General features: G+C 68.7%; 18 protein-coding genes. 7 read left to right on the top strand and 11 right to left on the bottom strand.

Features of this window, described 5'->3' with window-relative positions:
* Window positions 1–24 precede the first annotated feature (24 nt).
* The 5 genes from A9977_RS16090 (at window position 25) to A9977_RS16070 (ending at window position 4,026) form a co-directional block, all read left to right on the top strand.
* Window positions 25–612, top strand: coding sequence for a chemotaxis protein CheB (locus A9977_RS16090; RefSeq protein WP_183025859.1), 588 nt, complete (start codon window positions 25–27; stop codon window positions 610–612).
* Window positions 613–628: 16 nt separating this feature from the next.
* Window positions 629–1,132: a GAF domain-containing protein gene (locus tag A9977_RS16085; protein ID WP_183025858.1), complete on the top strand. Its 504-nt coding sequence runs from the start codon at window positions 629–631 to the stop codon at window positions 1,130–1,132.
* A 174-nt stretch (window positions 1,133–1,306) separates the two neighbouring features.
* On the top strand, window positions 1,307–2,230 hold the full coding sequence (locus A9977_RS16080) for a dihydrodipicolinate synthase family protein (protein WP_183025857.1): 924 nt from the start codon (window positions 1,307–1,309) through the stop codon (window positions 2,228–2,230).
* Window positions 2,227–2,940: a FadR/GntR family transcriptional regulator gene (locus A9977_RS16075; protein WP_183025856.1), complete on the top strand. Its 714-nt coding sequence runs from the start codon at window positions 2,227–2,229 to the stop codon at window positions 2,938–2,940. Before A9977_RS16080 ends, A9977_RS16075 begins: the two co-directional genes overlap by 4 nt.
* 66 nt (window positions 2,941–3,006) lie before the next feature.
* Window positions 3,007–4,026 (top strand): tripartite tricarboxylate transporter substrate binding protein, encoded by a 1,020-nt coding sequence (locus tag A9977_RS16070; RefSeq protein ID WP_259651989.1) that lies wholly within the window; start codon window positions 3,007–3,009, stop codon window positions 4,024–4,026.
* A 60-nt stretch (window positions 4,027–4,086) separates the two neighbouring features.
* Here the strand turns inward: A9977_RS16070 and phnY are convergent, their stop codons facing one another.
* Genes phnY through phnD form a run of 6 tightly spaced genes read right to left on the bottom strand, consistent with a single transcriptional unit; the run spans window position 4,087 to window position 10,414 of the window.
* Window positions 4,087–5,541: a phosphonoacetaldehyde dehydrogenase gene (gene phnY, locus A9977_RS16065; RefSeq protein WP_183025855.1), complete on the bottom strand. Its 1,455-nt coding sequence runs from the start codon at window positions 5,539–5,541 to the stop codon at window positions 4,087–4,089.
* Window positions 5,538–6,644, bottom strand: coding sequence for an iron-containing alcohol dehydrogenase PsrA (gene psrA / locus A9977_RS16060; protein WP_183025854.1), 1,107 nt, complete (start codon window positions 6,642–6,644; stop codon window positions 5,538–5,540). The genes phnY and psrA overlap by 4 nt, the downstream gene beginning before the upstream one ends.
* A gap of 8 nt (window positions 6,645–6,652) precedes the next feature.
* Window positions 6,653–7,897 carry a phosphonoacetate hydrolase gene (phnA, locus tag A9977_RS16055; RefSeq protein ID WP_183025853.1) on the bottom strand — a complete coding sequence of 415 codons (1,245 nt, stop codon included), beginning with the start codon at window positions 7,895–7,897 and terminating at the stop codon, window positions 6,653–6,655.
* Window positions 7,897–8,715: a phosphonate ABC transporter, permease protein PhnE gene (gene phnE / locus A9977_RS16050; RefSeq protein WP_183025852.1), complete on the bottom strand. Its 819-nt coding sequence runs from the start codon at window positions 8,713–8,715 to the stop codon at window positions 7,897–7,899. The genes phnA and phnE overlap by 1 nt, the downstream gene beginning before the upstream one ends.
* Window positions 8,712–9,551 (bottom strand): phosphonate ABC transporter ATP-binding protein, encoded by an 840-nt coding sequence (gene phnC, locus A9977_RS16045; protein ID WP_183025851.1) that lies wholly within the window; start codon window positions 9,549–9,551, stop codon window positions 8,712–8,714. The genes phnE and phnC overlap by 4 nt, the downstream gene beginning before the upstream one ends.
* Complete coding sequence (gene phnD, locus A9977_RS16040) at window positions 9,548–10,414, bottom strand: phosphonate ABC transporter substrate-binding protein (protein ID WP_183026010.1); 867 nt, start codon at window positions 10,412–10,414, stop codon at window positions 9,548–9,550. Before phnD ends, phnC begins: the two co-directional genes overlap by 4 nt.
* A gap of 240 nt (window positions 10,415–10,654) precedes the next feature.
* Between phnD and A9977_RS16035 the strand changes: the two genes are divergently transcribed.
* Complete coding sequence (locus tag A9977_RS16035) at window positions 10,655–11,542, top strand: LysR substrate-binding domain-containing protein (protein WP_183025850.1); 888 nt, start codon at window positions 10,655–10,657, stop codon at window positions 11,540–11,542.
* A 22-nt stretch (window positions 11,543–11,564) separates the two neighbouring features.
* Here A9977_RS16035 and A9977_RS16030 read toward each other — a convergent pair whose 3' ends face one another.
* The 4 genes from A9977_RS16030 to A9977_RS16015 all read right to left on the bottom strand — a co-directional run bounded on the left by A9977_RS16030 (window position 11,565) and on the right by A9977_RS16015 (window position 16,129).
* Window positions 11,565–12,764 carry a PrsW family intramembrane metalloprotease gene (locus tag A9977_RS16030; protein WP_183025849.1) on the bottom strand — a complete coding sequence of 400 codons (1,200 nt, stop codon included), beginning with the start codon at window positions 12,762–12,764 and terminating at the stop codon, window positions 11,565–11,567.
* Window positions 12,761–13,321, bottom strand: coding sequence for a hypothetical protein (locus A9977_RS16025; protein ID WP_183025848.1), 561 nt, complete (start codon window positions 13,319–13,321; stop codon window positions 12,761–12,763). The genes A9977_RS16030 and A9977_RS16025 overlap by 4 nt, the downstream gene beginning before the upstream one ends.
* A 64-nt stretch (window positions 13,322–13,385) precedes the next feature.
* Window positions 13,386–13,631: a hypothetical protein gene (locus A9977_RS16020; protein ID WP_183025847.1), complete on the bottom strand. Its 246-nt coding sequence runs from the start codon at window positions 13,629–13,631 to the stop codon at window positions 13,386–13,388.
* Between the two features lie 44 nt (window positions 13,632–13,675).
* Window positions 13,676–16,129 (bottom strand): membrane-bound PQQ-dependent dehydrogenase, glucose/quinate/shikimate family, encoded by a 2,454-nt coding sequence (locus A9977_RS16015; protein WP_220811822.1) that lies wholly within the window; start codon window positions 16,127–16,129, stop codon window positions 13,676–13,678.
* Between the two features lie 550 nt (window positions 16,130–16,679).
* On the opposite strand from A9977_RS16015, the gene A9977_RS16010 reads away from it, so the two are divergent.
* Window positions 16,680–17,090 carry a CopD family protein gene (locus tag A9977_RS16010; RefSeq protein ID WP_183025846.1) on the top strand — a complete coding sequence of 137 codons (411 nt, stop codon included), beginning with the start codon at window positions 16,680–16,682 and terminating at the stop codon, window positions 17,088–17,090.
* A 29-nt stretch (window positions 17,091–17,119) separates the two neighbouring features.
* On the opposite strand, the gene A9977_RS16005 is transcribed toward A9977_RS16010, so the two are convergent.
* A complete protein-coding gene (locus tag A9977_RS16005; protein ID WP_183025845.1) occupies window positions 17,120–17,587 on the bottom strand; it encodes a DUF2231 domain-containing protein in 468 nt (155 codons plus the stop codon).
* Between the last annotated feature and the right edge of the window lie 16 nt (window positions 17,588–17,603).

Below are 17,603 nucleotides of genomic sequence, written 5' to 3'. Positions count from 1 at the left end.
GCACGCGCTTGATGAGGAATGATCATGAAGGCCACCTTCGCAAGAGACATCGTCGTCATGGGCGGGTCCGCGGGGAGCTCGCAGGCGTTGGTCCGCATTCTTTCGGCCCTGCCAGCGAATTTCGCCGCGGCGATCGTTGCATGCGTCGATGCGCCCGTCGCACTGAATGAAGCGTTGTCCTCCCGCGAACCCGCTTGGCTGCAGACGCGCCTGCCCTGCCGCCATGCACAGGAGGGAACGAAATTGATCGTCGGTACCGTTTTCCTCCTGCCCTCCGATGTCGGTGGCTCGATCTCGTCGGGAGGCCTCGTATCGCTGAAGAAGATGACCGACGCCGAGGGTGCACCGAGCCGTATCGACGCGCTTTTCTCCTCTGCCGCGGCAGCCTTCGGGCGGCGCTTGATCGGCGTGGTGCTCAGCGGCGACAACGACGATGGCACGGAGGGCCTCAAGACGATCGAAAGCCATGGCGGCCTGGGCATCGTGCAGAGCCCGGTCGATGCGCTGCAGACACGCGCACCCTCGCATGCGGTCTATGCCAACCATCCCGATCGCGTGGCAATGCTCGACGAGATCCCTCGCCTCCTCATGCAGTGGACCCACTCGAGCTGACGCACCGGGGCCGCGCATGACCCATGCTCCTCGGAGACGCCTGGCCCGACTGACCGCCGACGGCACCGACTTCCTTCATGCAGGCATCGCGGAGGTCCTGCGCCTCATGCGGACCGAACTGGCGATGGACATCGCCTTCGTGACGCAGTATCTCGACGACCACATCCACTTCCGATGGGTCGATGCCAAGGCGCCCTACGACAAAATGCAGGGCCTCACGCAGACGCCGCTGGAGAGCTTCTGCCAGCGGGTCCTCGACGGGCGCCTTCCAGCGCTGATCCCGTCGATGGCGGCACTCGCGCAGACGCACGACGTGCCCAAGTCGCCCATTCCGATCGGCGCCTACATGGCGGTGCCGGTGCGGCTCAAGACCGGCCAACTGTATGGAACGCTGTGCTGCCTCAGCTTCGAGCCGACCCCTTCGCTGGACCGGAAGGCGCTCAAGCGGCTCGAGATGTCGGCGCGGCAGGTCGCGCGGCTGATCGAGCAGGAGATCGGATGGGGACCCGTACCGAGGTAGCGTCCGCGCCCAGCGGCGGTTTGGACACGCGCTGGAAGGGCCCATCTGACCACCCCCCTCCCGGCCACGGTCACCTCCGACACCTCGACATCTTCCCCCCTTTGCCCAATTCAAATAACTCCGATAATATTATTTATTCTCAGTTACGTTGACCTGCACAACCCGGGCCCACCCATGCCGAAATTCCCCCCCGACAGCTTTCACGGCATCCACGCCATCCTCTATGCGCTCTACGACGCCGACGAGAAGCTCGACCGGGCGGCCATGCGGCGCCAGGTCCAGGCCTGCCTGGCCTGCGGCGTGCATGGCATGGCGGCGCTGGGGCTCGCGACCGAGGTGGCGAAGCTGACGGAGAGCGAACGCCGCACGGTGATGGACTGGGTCGCCGAGGACACGGCCGGTGCCGTGCCGCTGGCCCTCACCATCTTCGGGTCCTCGGTGGCGGAGCAGCTCTCGCAGGTGCGCCACGCCGAATCGGTCGGCGCCGACTGGGTGATCCTGCAGCCGCCCGCGGCGGGCGCGTTCGCGGCCTCGGAGTACATCCGCTTCTTCGGCCGCATCGCCGACGCGACCAGCCTTCCCGTGGCGATCCAGAATGCGCCCGCCTTATTCGGGCGCGGGCTCAGTGCGGACGAGATCCGGGACCTGGTGACGCAGCATCCGAACATCCGGCTGCTCAAGGGCGAAGGCTCGGTGGTCGAGATCGCCGGACTGATCGAGCGGACCGCAGGCCGCGTGCCCGTCTTCAACGGACGCGGGGGGTTGGAGCTGATCGACAACCTGCGTGCCGGCTGCCGCGGCATGATCCTCGCGCCCGATTGCATCGACCATGCGGTCGCGGCCTACGAAGCCTTTCGCCGCGGCGACGAGCCTGCCGCCGAACGCGCCTACCAGGCCATGCTGCCGGCGGTGGTCTTCGTCATGCAGGGCATCGAGAATTTCCTCTGCTACGGCAAGCGCCTGTTCGGCGCGCGCGCGGGCATCGCGACCCACGACCGTGCGCCCGCGCAGCAGCCCGTGGCCGCTGGCGAGGCGATGGTGGCGCGCTTCGCCGCGGCGCTCGGCCCGCTGGTCGACCGGCGATCGGCTGCCGCATGAAGCTCCCGGGCGACGACGGCCCCCGCGAGCTGGAGCGCGGCCTGCCGGCACAGATTGCGGGCCGGATCGGGCGCCGCATCCTGCAGGGCGAACTCCAGCCCGGCGACACCCTGCCCAAGGAACTCGAGCTGCTGGCCGAACTGCAGGTCAGCCGCACCACGCTGCGCGAAGCCCTGGCGGTGCTGGCCAGCAACGGCTTCATCGAAGCCAAGCAGCGCATCGGCACGCGGGTGCGTGCGCGGGCGCACTGGAACACGCTCGACCCGACGGTGATGGCCTGGCATGGCGAGACCGGTGCACCGGGCGCGCTGGCGCAGGAGCTGTTCGAGATCCGTCTGGCCATCGAACCGATGGCCGCCCGGCTCGCGGCGGCGCGCGCGACGCCCGAGGACCTGGCGCGGATCGGCACGGCGCTGCAGGCCATGGGCGACGAGCGCCTGGGTGCGCAGCGCGCCATGGAGGCCGACATCGACTTCCACCTGCAGGTGATCGCCGCGGCCCACAACCGCTTCCTGATGCCGGTGGCCTCGGTGATCCGCGCGGCGCTGGAGGTCAGCGTGCCCAAGACCTTCGAGGAATTCGGCGGCATGGGCCACTCGATGGCGATGCACGCCGCCATCTTCCGCGCGATCGAGCAACGCAAGCCCGAGGCCGCGGCCAGGGCCGCCACGAAGTTGCTCGAGGACACCTACCGACGGAATTTCGCCTGACGCCACTGCGCGCACGGCCCTCTTTTCCCCAGCCCTCTCCATCCAAAACAACAGCACGAGACAAACATGAGCGCCAACAACCCAGCCCCCCACGCCACGGCATCGATCGCCGGAGCAGAGCCGCACGACCGGCGCCGACGCCGCCTGCTGCAATGCATGGGCGCCGCCGCCCTGCCCCTGTCCTGGCCGGTGCTGGCCGAGACCTACCCGGGCAAGCCGGTCGAACTCGTGGTGCCGGCTTCCGCGGGCGGCGGCACCGATGCGCTGGCGCGCGCCTTCGCCGAAGCGACCCGCAAGCTCTTCCCGCAGCCCATCGTGGTCAACAACCGCCCCGGCGCCAGCGGCGCGATCGGCATGAACGACGTGCTGGCCAGCCGCGCCGACGGCTACAAGCTGTGCATGGTGATCGCCGAGGTCACGACGCTGCCCAACCTGGGCCTGGCCAAGTTCGACTACACGAAATTCGAGCCGATCGCGCGCCTCAATGCCGACCCGGCCGCGATCACCGTGCGCGCCGACGCGCCGTGGAACACGCTCGAGGAGTTCCTGGCCGCGGCCCGCAAGCAGCCCGGCGAGGTCAAGCTCGGCAATGCGGGCACCGGCTCGGTCTACCACCTCTCGGCCATCGGGCTCGAGGACCAGGCCGGCGTGAAGTTCAACCACGTGCCCTACTCCGGCGCCGCGCCGGCCGTGATCGCGCTGCTCGGCGGCCACATCGACGCGCTCGACGTGAGCCCGGCCGAGGTCGGCACGCATGTGCTGGGCGGCAAGCTCAAGATGCTGGGCATCATGGCCGACCAACGCATCCCGGCCTTCGGCAACGTGCCGACCTTCAAGGAACGCAGGATCGACCTGGCGCTGGGCACCTGGCGCGGGCTGGCCGCGCCCAGGGGCACGCCCAGGCCCGTGATCGACATGCTGCGCGCCACCGCGCGACAGGCCGTCGAGGAGCAGGGCTTCAAGGACAGCCTGGCCAAGCTCAACCTGGGCCTGGCCTACCTCGATGCGCCCGATTTCGAGCGCGCCATGAAGCGGGACCACGAGTACTTCGGCCAGCTGATCCAGAAGAACGGGATCAAGATCTGAGCGCATGGAAAAAGGCTGGGAGCGCCTTGCGCCCCGGCCTTCGCCATCGACGATGTCGCCTCACCAGGGCATCGTGAAGGTCTTGCCGTTGCAGAAGGACTTCATCGCTTCCTGCACGCCCTCCTTGTAGCCCAGGCCCGAGTCCTTGATGCCGCCGAAGGGCGTGAGTTCGATCCGGTAGCCGGGCACCTCCCAGACGTTCACCGTGCCCACGTTCAGCTCCTGCGCGAAGCGCGTCGCATGGTCCATGCGGTCGGTGCAGATGCCCGAGGACAGGCCGTAGGCCGTGCCGTTCGAGATCGCGATGGCCTCGTCGATGTCGCGGAAGGTCAGGATCGGCGACACCGGCCCGAAGGTCTCCTCGCGCACCAGCGTCATCTCGGGCCGCACCCGGTCGAGCACGGTCGGTGCGTACAGGGCGCCCTCGCGCCGGTGGCCGGCGAGCACGCGCGCGCCCTGCGCCACGGCCTCGTCGACGAGCGCCTCGAAATGGCGGGCCGCCTGTTCGTCGATCACCGTGCCCATGTCCATCGACGGGTCGCTGGGGTCGCCGTGCTTCCAGCGCAGCGTCTTCTCGACCACCAGCTCGGTGAAGCGCTCGGCCACCGAGGCCTGCACCAGCATCCGCTTGATCGCGGTGCAGCGCTGGCCCGAGTTCTTGTACGAGCCCTGCACCGCAAGGTCGGACGCGCGTTCGAGGTCGGCGTCCTCCATCACGATCAGCGGGTCGTTGCCGCCGAGCTCGAGCACGATGCGGCGGTAGCCGGCCTTGTTCGCGATGTACTTGCCGATCGGCACGCCGCCGGTGAAGGTGATCAGGTCGACCTGCGCGTTGGTCAGCATCTCGTCGGCGATCTCGCGCGGGTCGCCGGTGAGCACCTGGAACATCTCGGGCGGCAGGCCCGCCTCGTAGAGCACGTCGGCCAGGAAATAGGCCGACAGCGGCACCTTCTCCGACGGCTTGAGCACCATGCGGTTATTGGTCGCGATGCTGGGCACCACCTTGTGCGCGACCTGGTTCATCGGGTGGTTGAACGGCGTGATCGCGGTGATCACGCCCTGCAGCGGCTCACGCATCGTGATGACCTTGCGCCGCTTGCCGTGCGGCGTGAGGTCGCAGGAGAACACCTGCCCGTCGTCGCGCAGCGCCTCGTTGGCGCCGAACACCAGCACGTCGGCCACGCGGCCGATTTCGTACATCGAGTCCTTCACGCACAGGCCCGACTCCAGCGTGATCAGCCGCGAGGCCTCGTGGGCACGCTCGCGCAGGATCACCGACGCGCGCTGCAGGATGGCCGAGCGCTCGTAGCGCGAGAGCCGCGGGCGGAACGCATGCGCGATGCGGTAGGCGTGGCGCACGTCGTCCAGGCTGGCGAGCGGCACCGTGCCGACCCGCTCGCGGGTGAACGGGTTGACCACGTCCAGGGTGCGTTCGCGCGCCACGCGCTCGCCGCCGATGCGCAGGGTCTCGGCGCGGAAATCCGGGCTGTCCTTCAAGGGCAGTCGTGCGTTCATGTGAGTGTCTCCGTGGGGGTGGGGCGACCGATGAAGTTCTTGCCGCGTGCGCCGCCTTGCGCATGCAGCACCATGGCCCGGGCTTCCTGCGCCGAGACGCCGTAGTCGCCGAAGCGCGTCTTGACGCCCAGGCCCTCGATGAAGCGTTCCAGACGTTCGGGCGCCTCGGCCAGCGGCGCGCCCAGCGCGCGCTCCAGCACCGCGTCGCGGTCGGCCCGCTGGCCGATCGCGCTGCGCAGGACCATCGGCAGCGAGAAGGAGCAGGCGATGCCGTGCGGCAGGCCGTAGCGCAGCGTCATCTCGTAGGAGATGGAATGCGCGAGCGCGGTCTTGGTGTTGGAGAAGGCCATGCCGGCCTGCAGCGCGGCCAGTGCCATGCGTCCGCGCAGGCCCAGGTCCTGCGGCTGCTGCATCAGCGCCGGCAGCACCGCCAGGATCTCGTGCACCGCCGAACAGGCCATGGTGTCGGAGAGCGGGTTGGCGTTGACGTTCCAGATCGACTCCAGCGCATGCGACAGCGCATCGAGCCCGCTCTGCAGCGTGACCGAGGCTGGCAGCGAGAGCATCAGCTCGGGGTCGATCACCGCGTATTCGGGCCAGGTCTGCGGCAGGTGCAGCGAATGCTTCTTCTGCCGCGCCCGGTCCCAGATGGTGGCCCAGGGCGTCACCTCGCTGCCGGTGCCGGCCGTGGTCGGCACCGCGATCAGGCGCTTGAAGCGCGTCGGCGTGAAGGGCTTCTCGCCGGCCAGTCCGCTCACCAGCGCATCGAAGCGGCCGCTCTCGTCGGCCACCATCAGCGCCTTGGCGGTGTCGATGGCGCTGCCGCCACCGACGGCCACGATCACCTCGACCTCGGCGCAGGTGCGCCAGAAGTCCTCGTAGGTCTGAGACAGCTCCTGCACGTCGGGGTTGGGCGAGATGCAGTCGATCACGCAGGCCAGCCGGTCGCCGAGCACGGCCTCGAGCCGCGCCACCAGGCCCAGTGCGCGCGCCTCGGGGAAGGTGACCACCGCGGCGCGGCGGCCGTCGAGCAGTTCCGGCAGGGACGACAGGGCCCCTGCCCCGTACACGCTGTGCACGGGGTTGAAGTAATGGGCGTTCATGCGGATTCCTAGGCGGGGACGCGCACCGCGTGGTTCAGCGCGAGGTCGAACACGTCGAAGTTGCGCAGGCGGCGCGTGGCATCGACGCCCTGCAGCCGGCGGTTGAACAGCAGCGGCACCTTCTGCTCCGACACGCCGCCGTGCGAGCGCAGCGGCACGGTCAGGCCGCTCAGGTCGTGCTCGGCCGCGCGCGTGCCCAGCACGGTCAGGTGGTCCGACACCACCACCAGGTCGCCGATGCGGTCCGGCGGCAGCTCGAAGCGCTCGGCCGCCTCCTCGCGCGTCAGCACCCCTTCGATGCCGACCACGCCGCGCAGCGCCCGGGCCGTGGCGGCGCGGTCGACACCGGGCGCCAGGTAGACGGTGGCGAAGGAGCCGAGCGCGCCATGGTGCACGACGTAGGGGTCGGTGATCGGCAGGATCACGCGGTTGGCGCGGCCACCGTCGAGGCCGTCGAGCACCTCCTGCAGGAACACGATGCGCGGCTGGCCCGCGGCATCGGTCTTGGGGCTCATGCCGTGGTCGGCGGTGATGGCGATCACGGCGCCCAGCGCGTCGAGCTGCGCGAGGTAGCCGTCCATCATCGCGTAGAAGGCGTTGGCGCCTTCGGTGCCGGGGGCGCACTTGTGCTGTACGTAGTCGGTGGTCGAGAGGTACATCAGGTCGGGCCGCCGCGTTTCCATGAGCCGCACGCCGGCGGCGAACACGAACTCGCTCAGCTCGGCGCTGTAGACCGAGGGCACGGGCCGGCCCACCAGTTCCAGCACATCGTCGATGCCGCCGTTGGCGAGCGTGGCCTGGTCGGCCTTCTCGGCCGAGAAGCAGATGCCGTGCATGCCGTGGCCCAGCAAGGTGCGCAGCTTGTCCTTGGCGGTGACGACGGCCACGCTGGCGCCGGCATCGGAAAAGGCCGCCAGGATGGTGCCGGCCCGCAGGTAGGCCGGGTCGTTCATCATCACTTCCTTGCCGAGCGCGGTGTCGAGGAAGAAGTTGCCGCAGATGCCGTGCACCGAGGGCGGCGCGCCGGTGACGATCGACAGGTTGTTCGGGTTGGTGAAGCTGGGCACCACGCAGTCGCCGAGCAGCGATGCCCCCTTGTCCAGCAGCCGGGCCATGAAGGGCGCGACACCGGCCTGGATCGCCTGGGTGATGTAGTCGGGCTCGCAGCCGTCGACGCAGACCACCACCACCGGCTGGGCCGGCTTGCCGTAGTCGCGGCCGTTGACCGAGAGCGTGAAGTTATCCGATTTCATTAACGTGCCCCTTGTTGAATCCATGCGCGCAACTTGCTGGAGATGTAGTCGGCGGCCATGACCATGGCCACGATCACCAGGATGCAGGTCGCGGTGTCGCGGTACTGGAACAGTTTCATGCTGCCCACCAATTCGAAGCCGATGCCGCCCGCGCCCACCATGCCGAGCACGGTGGCCTGGCGCAGGTTGGTCTCGAAGCGGTAGAGCACCACGGCGATCCAGGCGGTCACGACCTGCGGCAGCACGCCGAAGATGATGATCTGGATCGGCCCGGCACCGGTCGAACGCAGGGCCTCGATCGGACCCTGGTCGATGTCCTCGATCGACTCGGCGAAGAACTTGCCCAGCATGCCGGCGCCATGCAGCGCCAGGGCCAGCACGCCGGGGAACGGGCCCAGGCCCACTGCCGCCACGAAGATCAGCGCCAGGATGATCTCGTTGATGCCGCGGGCGATGTTGAGCACCTGCCGCATCAGGTGGAACACCGCGAGGTTGGGCGAGATGTTGCGCGCCGCCAGGAAGCACACCGGCACCGCGAGCACGATGGCCAGCAGCGTGCCCCAGATGGCGATCTGCACCGTCTCGATCGCAGGCTTGACCAGGCTCTGCATGAACTCCCAGTTGGGCGGTACCATGCGCCCGAGGAAGTCGGCGATCCACGGCATGCCCTTGACCAGTTCGCCGAAGCTCACCTGGCTGCCGAGCGCGGCCCACCAGAGCACGGCGAAGCCGGTCACCACGGCACCCGCGTATTTCCACCAGCCCTCGTTGCCGCTGCTGCGGGCCACGAGCAGGTTGTAGCGTCCGATGCTGATCATGATTGCTCCAGGGCGAGGTGATGGGCGACGGGGGCCGACGATGCGGCCGATGCCAGGGCCGCGGTGGCGGCGGTTTCACCCGCCTTCTCGGGCCCGGCCTCTTCCATGCCGCCCGGATAGATGCGCTGCAGCACCTCTTCGGTGAGTTCGTCGGGCCGGCCCTCGAACACGATGCGGCCGGCCGCCACGCCGATCACGCGCTGGCCGAATTCGCGCGCGTAGTCGACCTGGTGCAGGTTGCAGATCACGGTGATGCCCGACTCCACGCTGGCCTGCTGCAGGTAGCGCAGCACCTTGCGCGAGGTCTTGGGGTCGAGGCTGGCCACCGGCTCGTCGGCCAGGATCACCTTGGGGCGCTGGGCCAGCGCGCGCGCGATGCCCACGCGCTGCTTCTGGCCGCCCGACAGCGTGTCGGTGCGCTCGTCGGCCTTGTGGGCCATCTCGACGCGGCGCAGGCATTCGCGCGCCACGTCGATGTCCGCCTTCGGGAACCACTGGAACCACGACAGCACCGCCGGCATCGAGCCGAGCCGGCCGGTCAGCACGTTCTTGAGCACCGACAGCCGCGGCACCACGTTGTAGTGCTGGAAGATCATCGCCACGTCGCGCCGGACCTTGCGCAGCCCGGCACGGTCGCCGCGCGACAGCTCGCCGTCGACGCGGATCTCGCCCGCGCTCGGGTCGGCCAGGTGGTTGATGCAGCGCAGCAGCGTCGACTTGCCGGCACCGGAGGCGCCGAGGATCACCACGAACTCGCCCTTCTTGGCGGTCATGCTGACGTCGTGGAGTGCCACGAAGTCGCCGTAGCGCTTGCTGAGGTTGCGGATCTCGATCATTTCATCTCCTTGAGATCGAGATTCAGGATCTTGGCCGTCTCGCGGATGATGTTGTAGGCCGCATCGTTGGTCGGGTGGAAGCCGTTGAGCAGGCCCTGGTCCGACCACGGGATGTCCTTGACCTCGAGAAACGCGGCCTGCACCCGCTTCTTGAGATCGGGCGAGAGGTCACGCCGCCACACGGTGGGCGATTCCGGGATCGGGTCGGAGCGCCAGACCTCGACCAGGTCCTCGCGCTTGGCCAGCCCCTTGGCGATGGCGGCGTCGAGGATCCGGTCGGCGATGGCGGCGGCCTCGATCTTCTTGTTCTGCACGGCGATGGCGCTGGAATCGTGCGAGCCCGAGAAGATCACGCGGCCGAAATCCTTGTCGGGATTGAAGCCGGCCTTGATCAGCCCGGCCTTCGGGAACAGGTGGCCCGAAGTGGAGGTGGGATCGACGAAGGCGAAGGTCTTGCCCTTGAGGTCGGCGACCTTCCGGATGCCACTGTCCTTGTGGGCCACGATCTGGCTGTAGTAGGAGGTGCGCCCGGCCTTCTTGGTCTCGGCCACCGCGAAGGCCTCGATGCTCGCGATGCTGGCCCCCAGCACGTAGGAGAACGGGCCCAGGTAGGCGACGTCGAGCCGCTTGGAACGCAGCGCCTCGATCACGCCGTTGTAGTCGGCCGCCACGAAGGGCTTGACCGGCATGCCCAGCGCGTTGGACAGCATGTCCATCATCTTCTGGCTGTTGGCAATCATGGCGCGCGAGTCTTCCGAGGGGATCAGCCCGACGGTCAGCACCTGCTGCTGCGCGCGGGCCGGCAGAACGATGCCGCCGGCCACCGCGGCGGCCGCGCCGAACACCAGATTTCTTCGATTCATCATGGTCTTGTCTCCTGTCAGTTATGGATGCATGAGCGTCCTTCCGCTGTTGGCGAAAGTGCCCGCCCCGTCGCCATCGGGCCGCCGGAACGCCGATGGCCTGAAGCACAGATGCCGCTCGCCGTTCTGGTGACGGTCGTCGCGCTCTGGGGGCAGTAAATCATCACCCAAGCCTCTCGACAAATTCAAAGATTTCTCGTCTTCTATAGAATTTCTGAATACATCCGGAGGGCCTCCCCCATGCGTCTGACACAGCTGCGTTCGTTCCATGCGGTGGCCAAGACCGGCAGCTTCACCAAGGCGGCCGCGCACCTGCACGTGAGCCAGCCGACCATCACCACGCAGGTGCGCTTCCTGGAGGAGAGCTACAGCGTCGAGCTGTTCCACCGCAGCGGCAAGCGCGTAAAGCTCACGCAGTTCGGCGAGCAGCTGCTGCAGCTCGCGCAGCAGATCTTCACGCTGGAAGCCGACGCGGTGAGCCTGCTCAAGGACTCGGGTGAACTGCGCTCGGGCGAGTTGCGGGTGGCGGCCGTGGGCCCGTACCACGTGACCAAGATGCTGGCCGACTTCAACCTGCACTACCCCGACATCAAGGTCAGCGTGAGCACCGGCAACTCACGCGACGTGCTCGACCGCCTGCTCGACTACCGGGCCGACGTCGGCGTGCTGGCCCAGCTGGTGCAGGACGACCGCTTCCTGTCGGTGCCTTTCAGCAAGCAGCCCGTGGCCATCTTCGCGTCCAGCGCACACCCGTTCGCCAAACGGCGCAGCATCAAGCTGCGCGAGCTGCAGGACGAGCGCATGGTGGTGCGCGAGCAGGGCTCGACCACGCGCAAGGCGCTCGAGCTGGCCTTGCAGTCGGCGGGCGTGAAGCCCAAGGTCGTGATGGAGATCGGCAGCCGCGAGGTGATCCGCGAAGCGGTGCTCGAGGGCGTGGGCATCGCGGCGGTGTCGACGGTCGAGTTCGTGCCCGGGCCGGGCCTGCACCTGATCGCGATCAGCGATGCGAAGATCTTCACCTATGCGCACCTGCTGTGCCTGCGGGAGCGGCGCGGGGCGCGCATGGTGAGCGCCTTCTTCGATGCGATCCAGTCGACGAAGAAGCCCGCGAGAGCCCCGGCCGCCTGAACGCTCGCCGAACGGCTGGAACTCAGGCGACCGCGGACGCCTGCGGCTGCGTCAGCAGGGCCAGCCGCAGGCGCAGGCGCCGGATCGCCACCTCGTGCCGCAACGTCTGCGCGCCGCGTCCGTAGACCGCCGCCTTGCGAATCAGCCGCAGCTGCTCGCGCTGCAGGCGGGCCCGCGTGAGCCGGGCGCGCAGCCCGAAGTCGCGGCCCGTCTCGCGGCGGATCCGGTAGCGCTGCAGCGGCGCGCCCAGGCGCACCCACTCGTCGTCGCGGATCAGCTCGCGCTCGGGCACGAACCAGCTGGCGAGCGAATGCAGGTAGGCCCCGTTCTCCTGCGCCGCCACGCGCCAGAACAGGGCTGCCGCCAGCATCGCCGGGATGCCCTTGATCGCCAGCAGGATCGCCATCTCGCCGTAGCCGTCGTTGAGCACGTTCTCCAGCAGCGGCGAGTTCCATGCGAAGTGCATGCCCCAGGCCAGCGCGAAGCACAACAGCGCGACGCCCAGCCTGGCAACCATCGGCCGCTCGGGATGCAATAGGAACCAGGCGATGCCGAAGGATGCGATGGTGGTGTAGGCCGCGTGGCTCCACAGCCCGCTCAGCAGCCCGCGCGTGAGCAGGTTGACCAGCACCGGCGAGACCTGGTTCTCGAGCGGAAAGGAGATCGAGGCGTTGATCGTGTAGCTCAGGTTCTCCACCACCTGAAACCCCAGCCCCGCCATCGCGCCGACGATCAGCACCGACAGGTAGGTCTGGAACTGGTTGCGCGCCACCAGCACGAGCAGGATCACGCCCGCGAGCTTGAGGAACTCCTCGGTAATCGGCCCCGCGACCGCGGCGCCCCATACCGCCGCGAACTCCGGCGAGACCAGCTTCGCGCACAGGCTCTGGATCGCGATGTTGGCCGGCGCTGCGAAGTAGACCGCGCCCAGGCCGCCCCAGGCGAAGGCCAGCAGGTAGGCCTCGGGCGGATGCTGCTCGAGCAGGTCCAGCGTGCGGAACACGAGGAAGAATGCGAGGGTGTAGAGCCCCCACACCAGCGAGCCCAGCAAGGCCGTGACCGGCACCACGCGAAAGCCCATCGCGAACGTCTGGACCGTGTAGAACAGCCCGTTGACGATCAGCACGGCCAGCACCCAGAAGGCGGCGCGGCGCGGCTGGAAGAAGGAGTCGGTGCCCACGGGCCAGGGATTGGCGTCCGGGTCGAACAGCGGCGCACTCAAATCGAGGCCTCCAGGTCCATCGAGTCCAGCATGCGGCGCGCCTCGGCCAAGGCTTCGTTGAGGCCGTCGTTGCTGCCGTAGAAATTGACCTGCACCAGCGAGCGCCGCTGCAGGTCGACCATCTGCCAGAAGCGGCCCGACAGGTTGGGCCCGTCATAGGCGAAGGTCACGCCCTGCAGGCCCCAGGAGGTGACGAAGTCGGCCACGTCGCCTTCCAGGCGCAGGCCCTGTCCCAGTTCCATGAGCCGCTGCTGCCGCGCCATCGGCCCCTCGGGCCCGCCGGCCCAGGGCAGCGTCGTCACCAGGAAGCGGTGGCCGCCCTTGAACAGCATCAGCGAACGGCCGGCCCGCGAGCGGGCGATGTCCATCTCCCATCCTTCGACCGGCACGAAGCGGGCCTGGCCGACCTCGACGGTCTCGCCGCTGGGCAGGGGCTGGGCACCGGGCGTGTGGCGGTCCCAGTAGCCCAGGCCGCCGACGTAGAGACCGATGGCAAGCACGACGAGGAGCGCGCCCGGCCAGCTGCGGTAGGGGACGCGTCGAGAAGGTTCTGGCATCGGGCGATCGTGCCATAGCGCGAGCCGATGCACGGCGGCCCCGGCGGGCCGCGGCCTCAGGGCTTCAACGCACGTCCACCGGCGCGTCGCGCCCCCGCGCCGCGGGGTCCGAGCCGCCCTTGTTCTTCCGGTCGGTCGCGACCGGCTCCGCGTCGGACGGCCCCTTCTCGCAGGCCTCGCCTTCGTTCAGGGACGCATCCTGTGCATCGGCGGGCTGGCGACGCCCGCGCCTGGGCAGGCGCCGGCCCTCCTCTTCCGCCTTGCGCATCTGCTCCCGGCACGAGTCATCAGTGGTGGGATCGTCTTTCATCGCAGTGCTCCTTCTTCTTCAGGGTGGATCGATGGCTCGGCGCGTCAGCGCCGGGGCAAGGCCCAGGCGATGACGCTGTCGCCCAGGCGGGTCTCCATCCGCTCGTGGCCTCCGACGGCGGCCACGACATACTGGCGACCGTCGATCTCGTAGCTCATGGGGTTGGCCTGCGCACCGGCCGGCAGGCGCACGTCCCACAGCAGTTCGCCGGTCTCGGTGTCGAAGGCCCGCAGGAAGCGATCGAGCGATGCGCCGATGAAGGTCAGGCCGCCGGCCGTCGTGACCGAGCCGCTGTTGTTGGGCGTGCCCATCTCCAGCTTGAGCCGCGACGGCACGCCCAGCGGACCCGAGTCGTAGCCTGTGCCGAGCGGACGACGCCAGATGATCTCCTGCGTGCGCAGATCCGTGCCGGAGATGTAGCCCCAGGGCGGCGCGATGCAGGGCGTGTTCAGCACCGACATCCACGGCTTCTTGAGGGCGCCGTACTTGGACCCGACCTGCGGCATGTAGGCCGGACGTTCGCTCACGCCGCGGAAGACCGAGCGCACGCCCATCTCGTCGATCTCTTCGCGCGTGAAGAGCTGCTCGGTGTACGGCAGCCGGTTGCTGTTCATGATCATGATGCCGCGCTGCACATCGATCGAGATGCCGCCCCAGTTGATGCCGCCGTGGTTGCCGGCAAAGGCCAGCGAGCCCTGCAGGGTGGGTGGCGTGTAGGCGCCTTCGTAGCGCAGCTGGCGGAACTCCGTACGGCACAGCAGCTGGTCCAGCGGCGTGATGCCCCAGGCATGGCTTTCGCGCAGCACCTCCATCTTCTTGTCGGGCCGCCCCACGGTGTTCGGCATGCCGGGCGACAGCGGCTGGGTAGGCGCGATGCGCTCTTCGGTGTCGACATGCTGGGGCACCGGCACCTCCACGACGGGCCGGATCGGCTCGCCCGTCGCGCGGTCCAGCACGTAGACCTGGCCGTTCTTGGTGGCCTGCACCACCGCAGGACGCGTTCCCTGCGCGCTCGGGAAGTCCACCAGGTTGGGCTGCGGGCTCAGGTCGAAGTCCCACAGGTCGTGGTTCACCGTGCGGAAGTGCCAGCGCTTGCGTCCGGTCGCGGCGTCCAGCGCCACCAGCGATGCGGTGTACTCGTCTTCCAGTTCCGAGCGGTCGGCGCCGTAGAAATCGCTGGCCGGATTGCCCGTGGGCAGATAGACCAGGCCCAGCTCGTCGTCGCCGGCCAGCAGCGACCACACGTTCGGCGTGCCGCGCGTATAGACCTCACCGGGCGCGAGCGCCGCGTTCGCATCGTGGCGCCCCAGGTCCCAGGCCCAGCGCTGCGCACCGGTGACGGCGTCGTAGCCGCGCACCACGCCCGAGGGGGCGGCGCGCTCCTCGCCGTCGGCGATCTGGCCGGTGCCGATGATCACCACGCCACGCATCACCAGCGGCGGCGATGTGGGCGCAACGAAGCCGGGCAGCGTGTTGCCCGTGCCTTCGTTCAGGTCGACGAAGCCGCCCTGGCCGAACTGGATGCAGAGCGCGCCCGTCTTCGCATCGATGGCCCCCAGGCGTCCGTCGACCACCGGCACCAGGATGCGGGCGCGGCACGCTTCGGTGCCGGCGGCCGGCGCCTCGTGGTAGGCGACGCCGCGACAGGTGCTCGCCGCGATGTTCGCCATGGCCTTGCGATCGGCCTGGGGATCGAAGCGCCACTTCTCGGTGCCGGTGGCCGCGTCGAGCGCGATCACGATCTGGCTCGGCGTGCACACGTACAGCGTGCGATCGATCATGAGCGGCGTGCTCTGGAAGGCGTAGGCGTAGTCGGCATCGTCCGGCTTGAGGTCGCCGGTGCGGAAGTGCCAGGCCTCTTCGAGCGTCTTCACGTTCTGCGGCGTGATCTGGGACGACGGACTGAACTTGTTGGACAGGTTCGAGCCGCCATAGGAAGTCCAGCTCGACGCGTCATGGCTGGCCGCGACATTGCCATCCGGCGACGCGACCGTGCCCTTGCTGAAAGCCTCCGGGGCGCGTGCCGCAGCGAGTTGGGGCGACGCGAGCTCGACGGCGCGTGGAAAGAAGATCGGCATCGCGATCAGCAGTGCCGCGACCAGGGGCAGCACCCCCGCCGCCGCCCCGTAGAGGCGCCGGTCCAAGCCCGGGAGCTGCCGCAAGGTCACGGGCCAGAACGCCAACAGCACGAAGCCCAGGACCGCCAGCCAGGCGAGACGCGGGATGAGGGCCCAGCCATCCAGTCCGACCTCCCACAGGGACCACGCGATCGTGGCCAGGGTGGCAAGGCCGAAGACGGCGATGCCGGCGCGATGGCCGCGCCAGATCAGGCCCCCGCTGGCGATCGTCGCCAGCCCCATCGCCGCGTAGTACCAGGAGCCCCCGACCAGCGCCAGGCGGATGCCGAGCACCAGCAGCGCAAGGCCGAAGACGGCGATGAGAAGGGCGTAGAGGCGCAAGGCCCGGGTGCTCGCGCGATGGCGGCGGGAATCGTTCAACGTCAATGACACCGGCTGTCCTCTGCAAGCGCAGGGAGTCCGCGCGTGCGGAGCCCCTCATTGGAGAAAGACCCAGGTTCTGTTCGTTGTTCTGGTCAGGCCACGATCATCGGCGTGGCTGTGATTTCGTGAAGAAATGCTGCGCCGACGTGAATACCTTGCCATAGCCAGGCACACCGCACGCGTCCTGGGGCGATGAATGCGGACTTGTCCTGCATGGCGCCGAGGTGCTATCCGTCAGCCCCCTTGCGGCCGCATGCAGCGCCTGCGCCAGGCGATGCATTCCTACACACGCATGCCGCGTCTTCATTCAGACTTTGCACGCGCTTCAACAACACACGGTGCACGTCGGCCACGCACTTGGCCTTCGATGCTTCCGGCATACATCGCGTGATCCACGGCCGTGGCCTTTGCCCGTTGCCGTGTTCTCCTGAAGACCGACGCGCGCGCCGAGGCGCTCCACATCACGCTTGCCGCCCATGCCAATGACTGCACGATCTCCCGCATCGCGTCTCCAACCCCATCCCTGTGGACACGGCGCGCGCTGAGCATGCCGTGGCTCAAGCTGCTCCATGTCTGCGCGGTGATCGCCTGGATCGGCGCCCTGCTCTACCTGCCCGCGGTGATCGTCGCGGCCTCGCGGCGCGGCGAATCGGATAAAGAGGCCCTGCCCCGGCACCTGCTGCGCGGCGTGTTCGTGAACCTGGCCACACCGGCGGCACTGGTGGCGATCGCGTCGGGCACCGCCATCTTCCTGTGGAGCGGTCTGCTTGCACACTGGCTCATGGTCAAGCTCGCGCTGGTGAGCCTGCTGGTCCTGGGGCATGCCTCGTGCGCCGTGCTGCTGCTGCAGGCCGAGCGCGGCCAGCCTGTCGCGCGCGGCTTCGCACCGCTTCTCACGCTGAGCTCGCTGCTGTGGCTCGCGGCCATCGCGTGGCTGGTGCTGCGCAAACCCTTCTGAACACTCACCCGATGGCCCCGTCTTCTCCCTCAGTCCGTGGTGTCGACCGCGACCGCCTTCTCGTAGACCAGCCGACCGCCCAGGTACGCCGCGACGGCGATGAAGGCGGCGGTGAGCAAGGTCATCGCCGCGCCCCAGGGCGCGACGGCTGCGCCGGGATCGTCGCCCCAGCGCAGCGACCAGTTCAGCGAAGCGATCGACAGCATCATCACGGCGATCAGCGCATGCGCCCAGGCCGTGACGAGGCGCCGGATCCGTCGCACGGTGAGCAGGTCGATCAGGCCGGCCATGCTCGCCACCCAGCCGCCCGCGGCACCGACACCGGACAACCACAATCCCGCGCGCGACCAGAAGGGATCGTCGGTGTGAAGGAAGGCCGCATCCGCGCCGACCAGCCCCACCAGGGCCGCCACCGGAAAGTGGATCAGCATCGGATGCAGGGGATGGCCCGCGATGGCGGCACGGCTGAGGATCGGATCGGAAGCGGCGTCGGTCATGCATTCATTCTGCCGT

It is taken from the genome of Variovorax sp. UMC13, from assembly GCF_014170375.1.
In the GTDB taxonomy this organism is placed as follows: domain Bacteria; phylum Pseudomonadota; class Gammaproteobacteria; order Burkholderiales; family Burkholderiaceae_C; genus Variovorax.
Note: the sequence above shows the minus strand (reverse complement) of the source record. Positions and strands in the feature narration are given on the sequence as shown.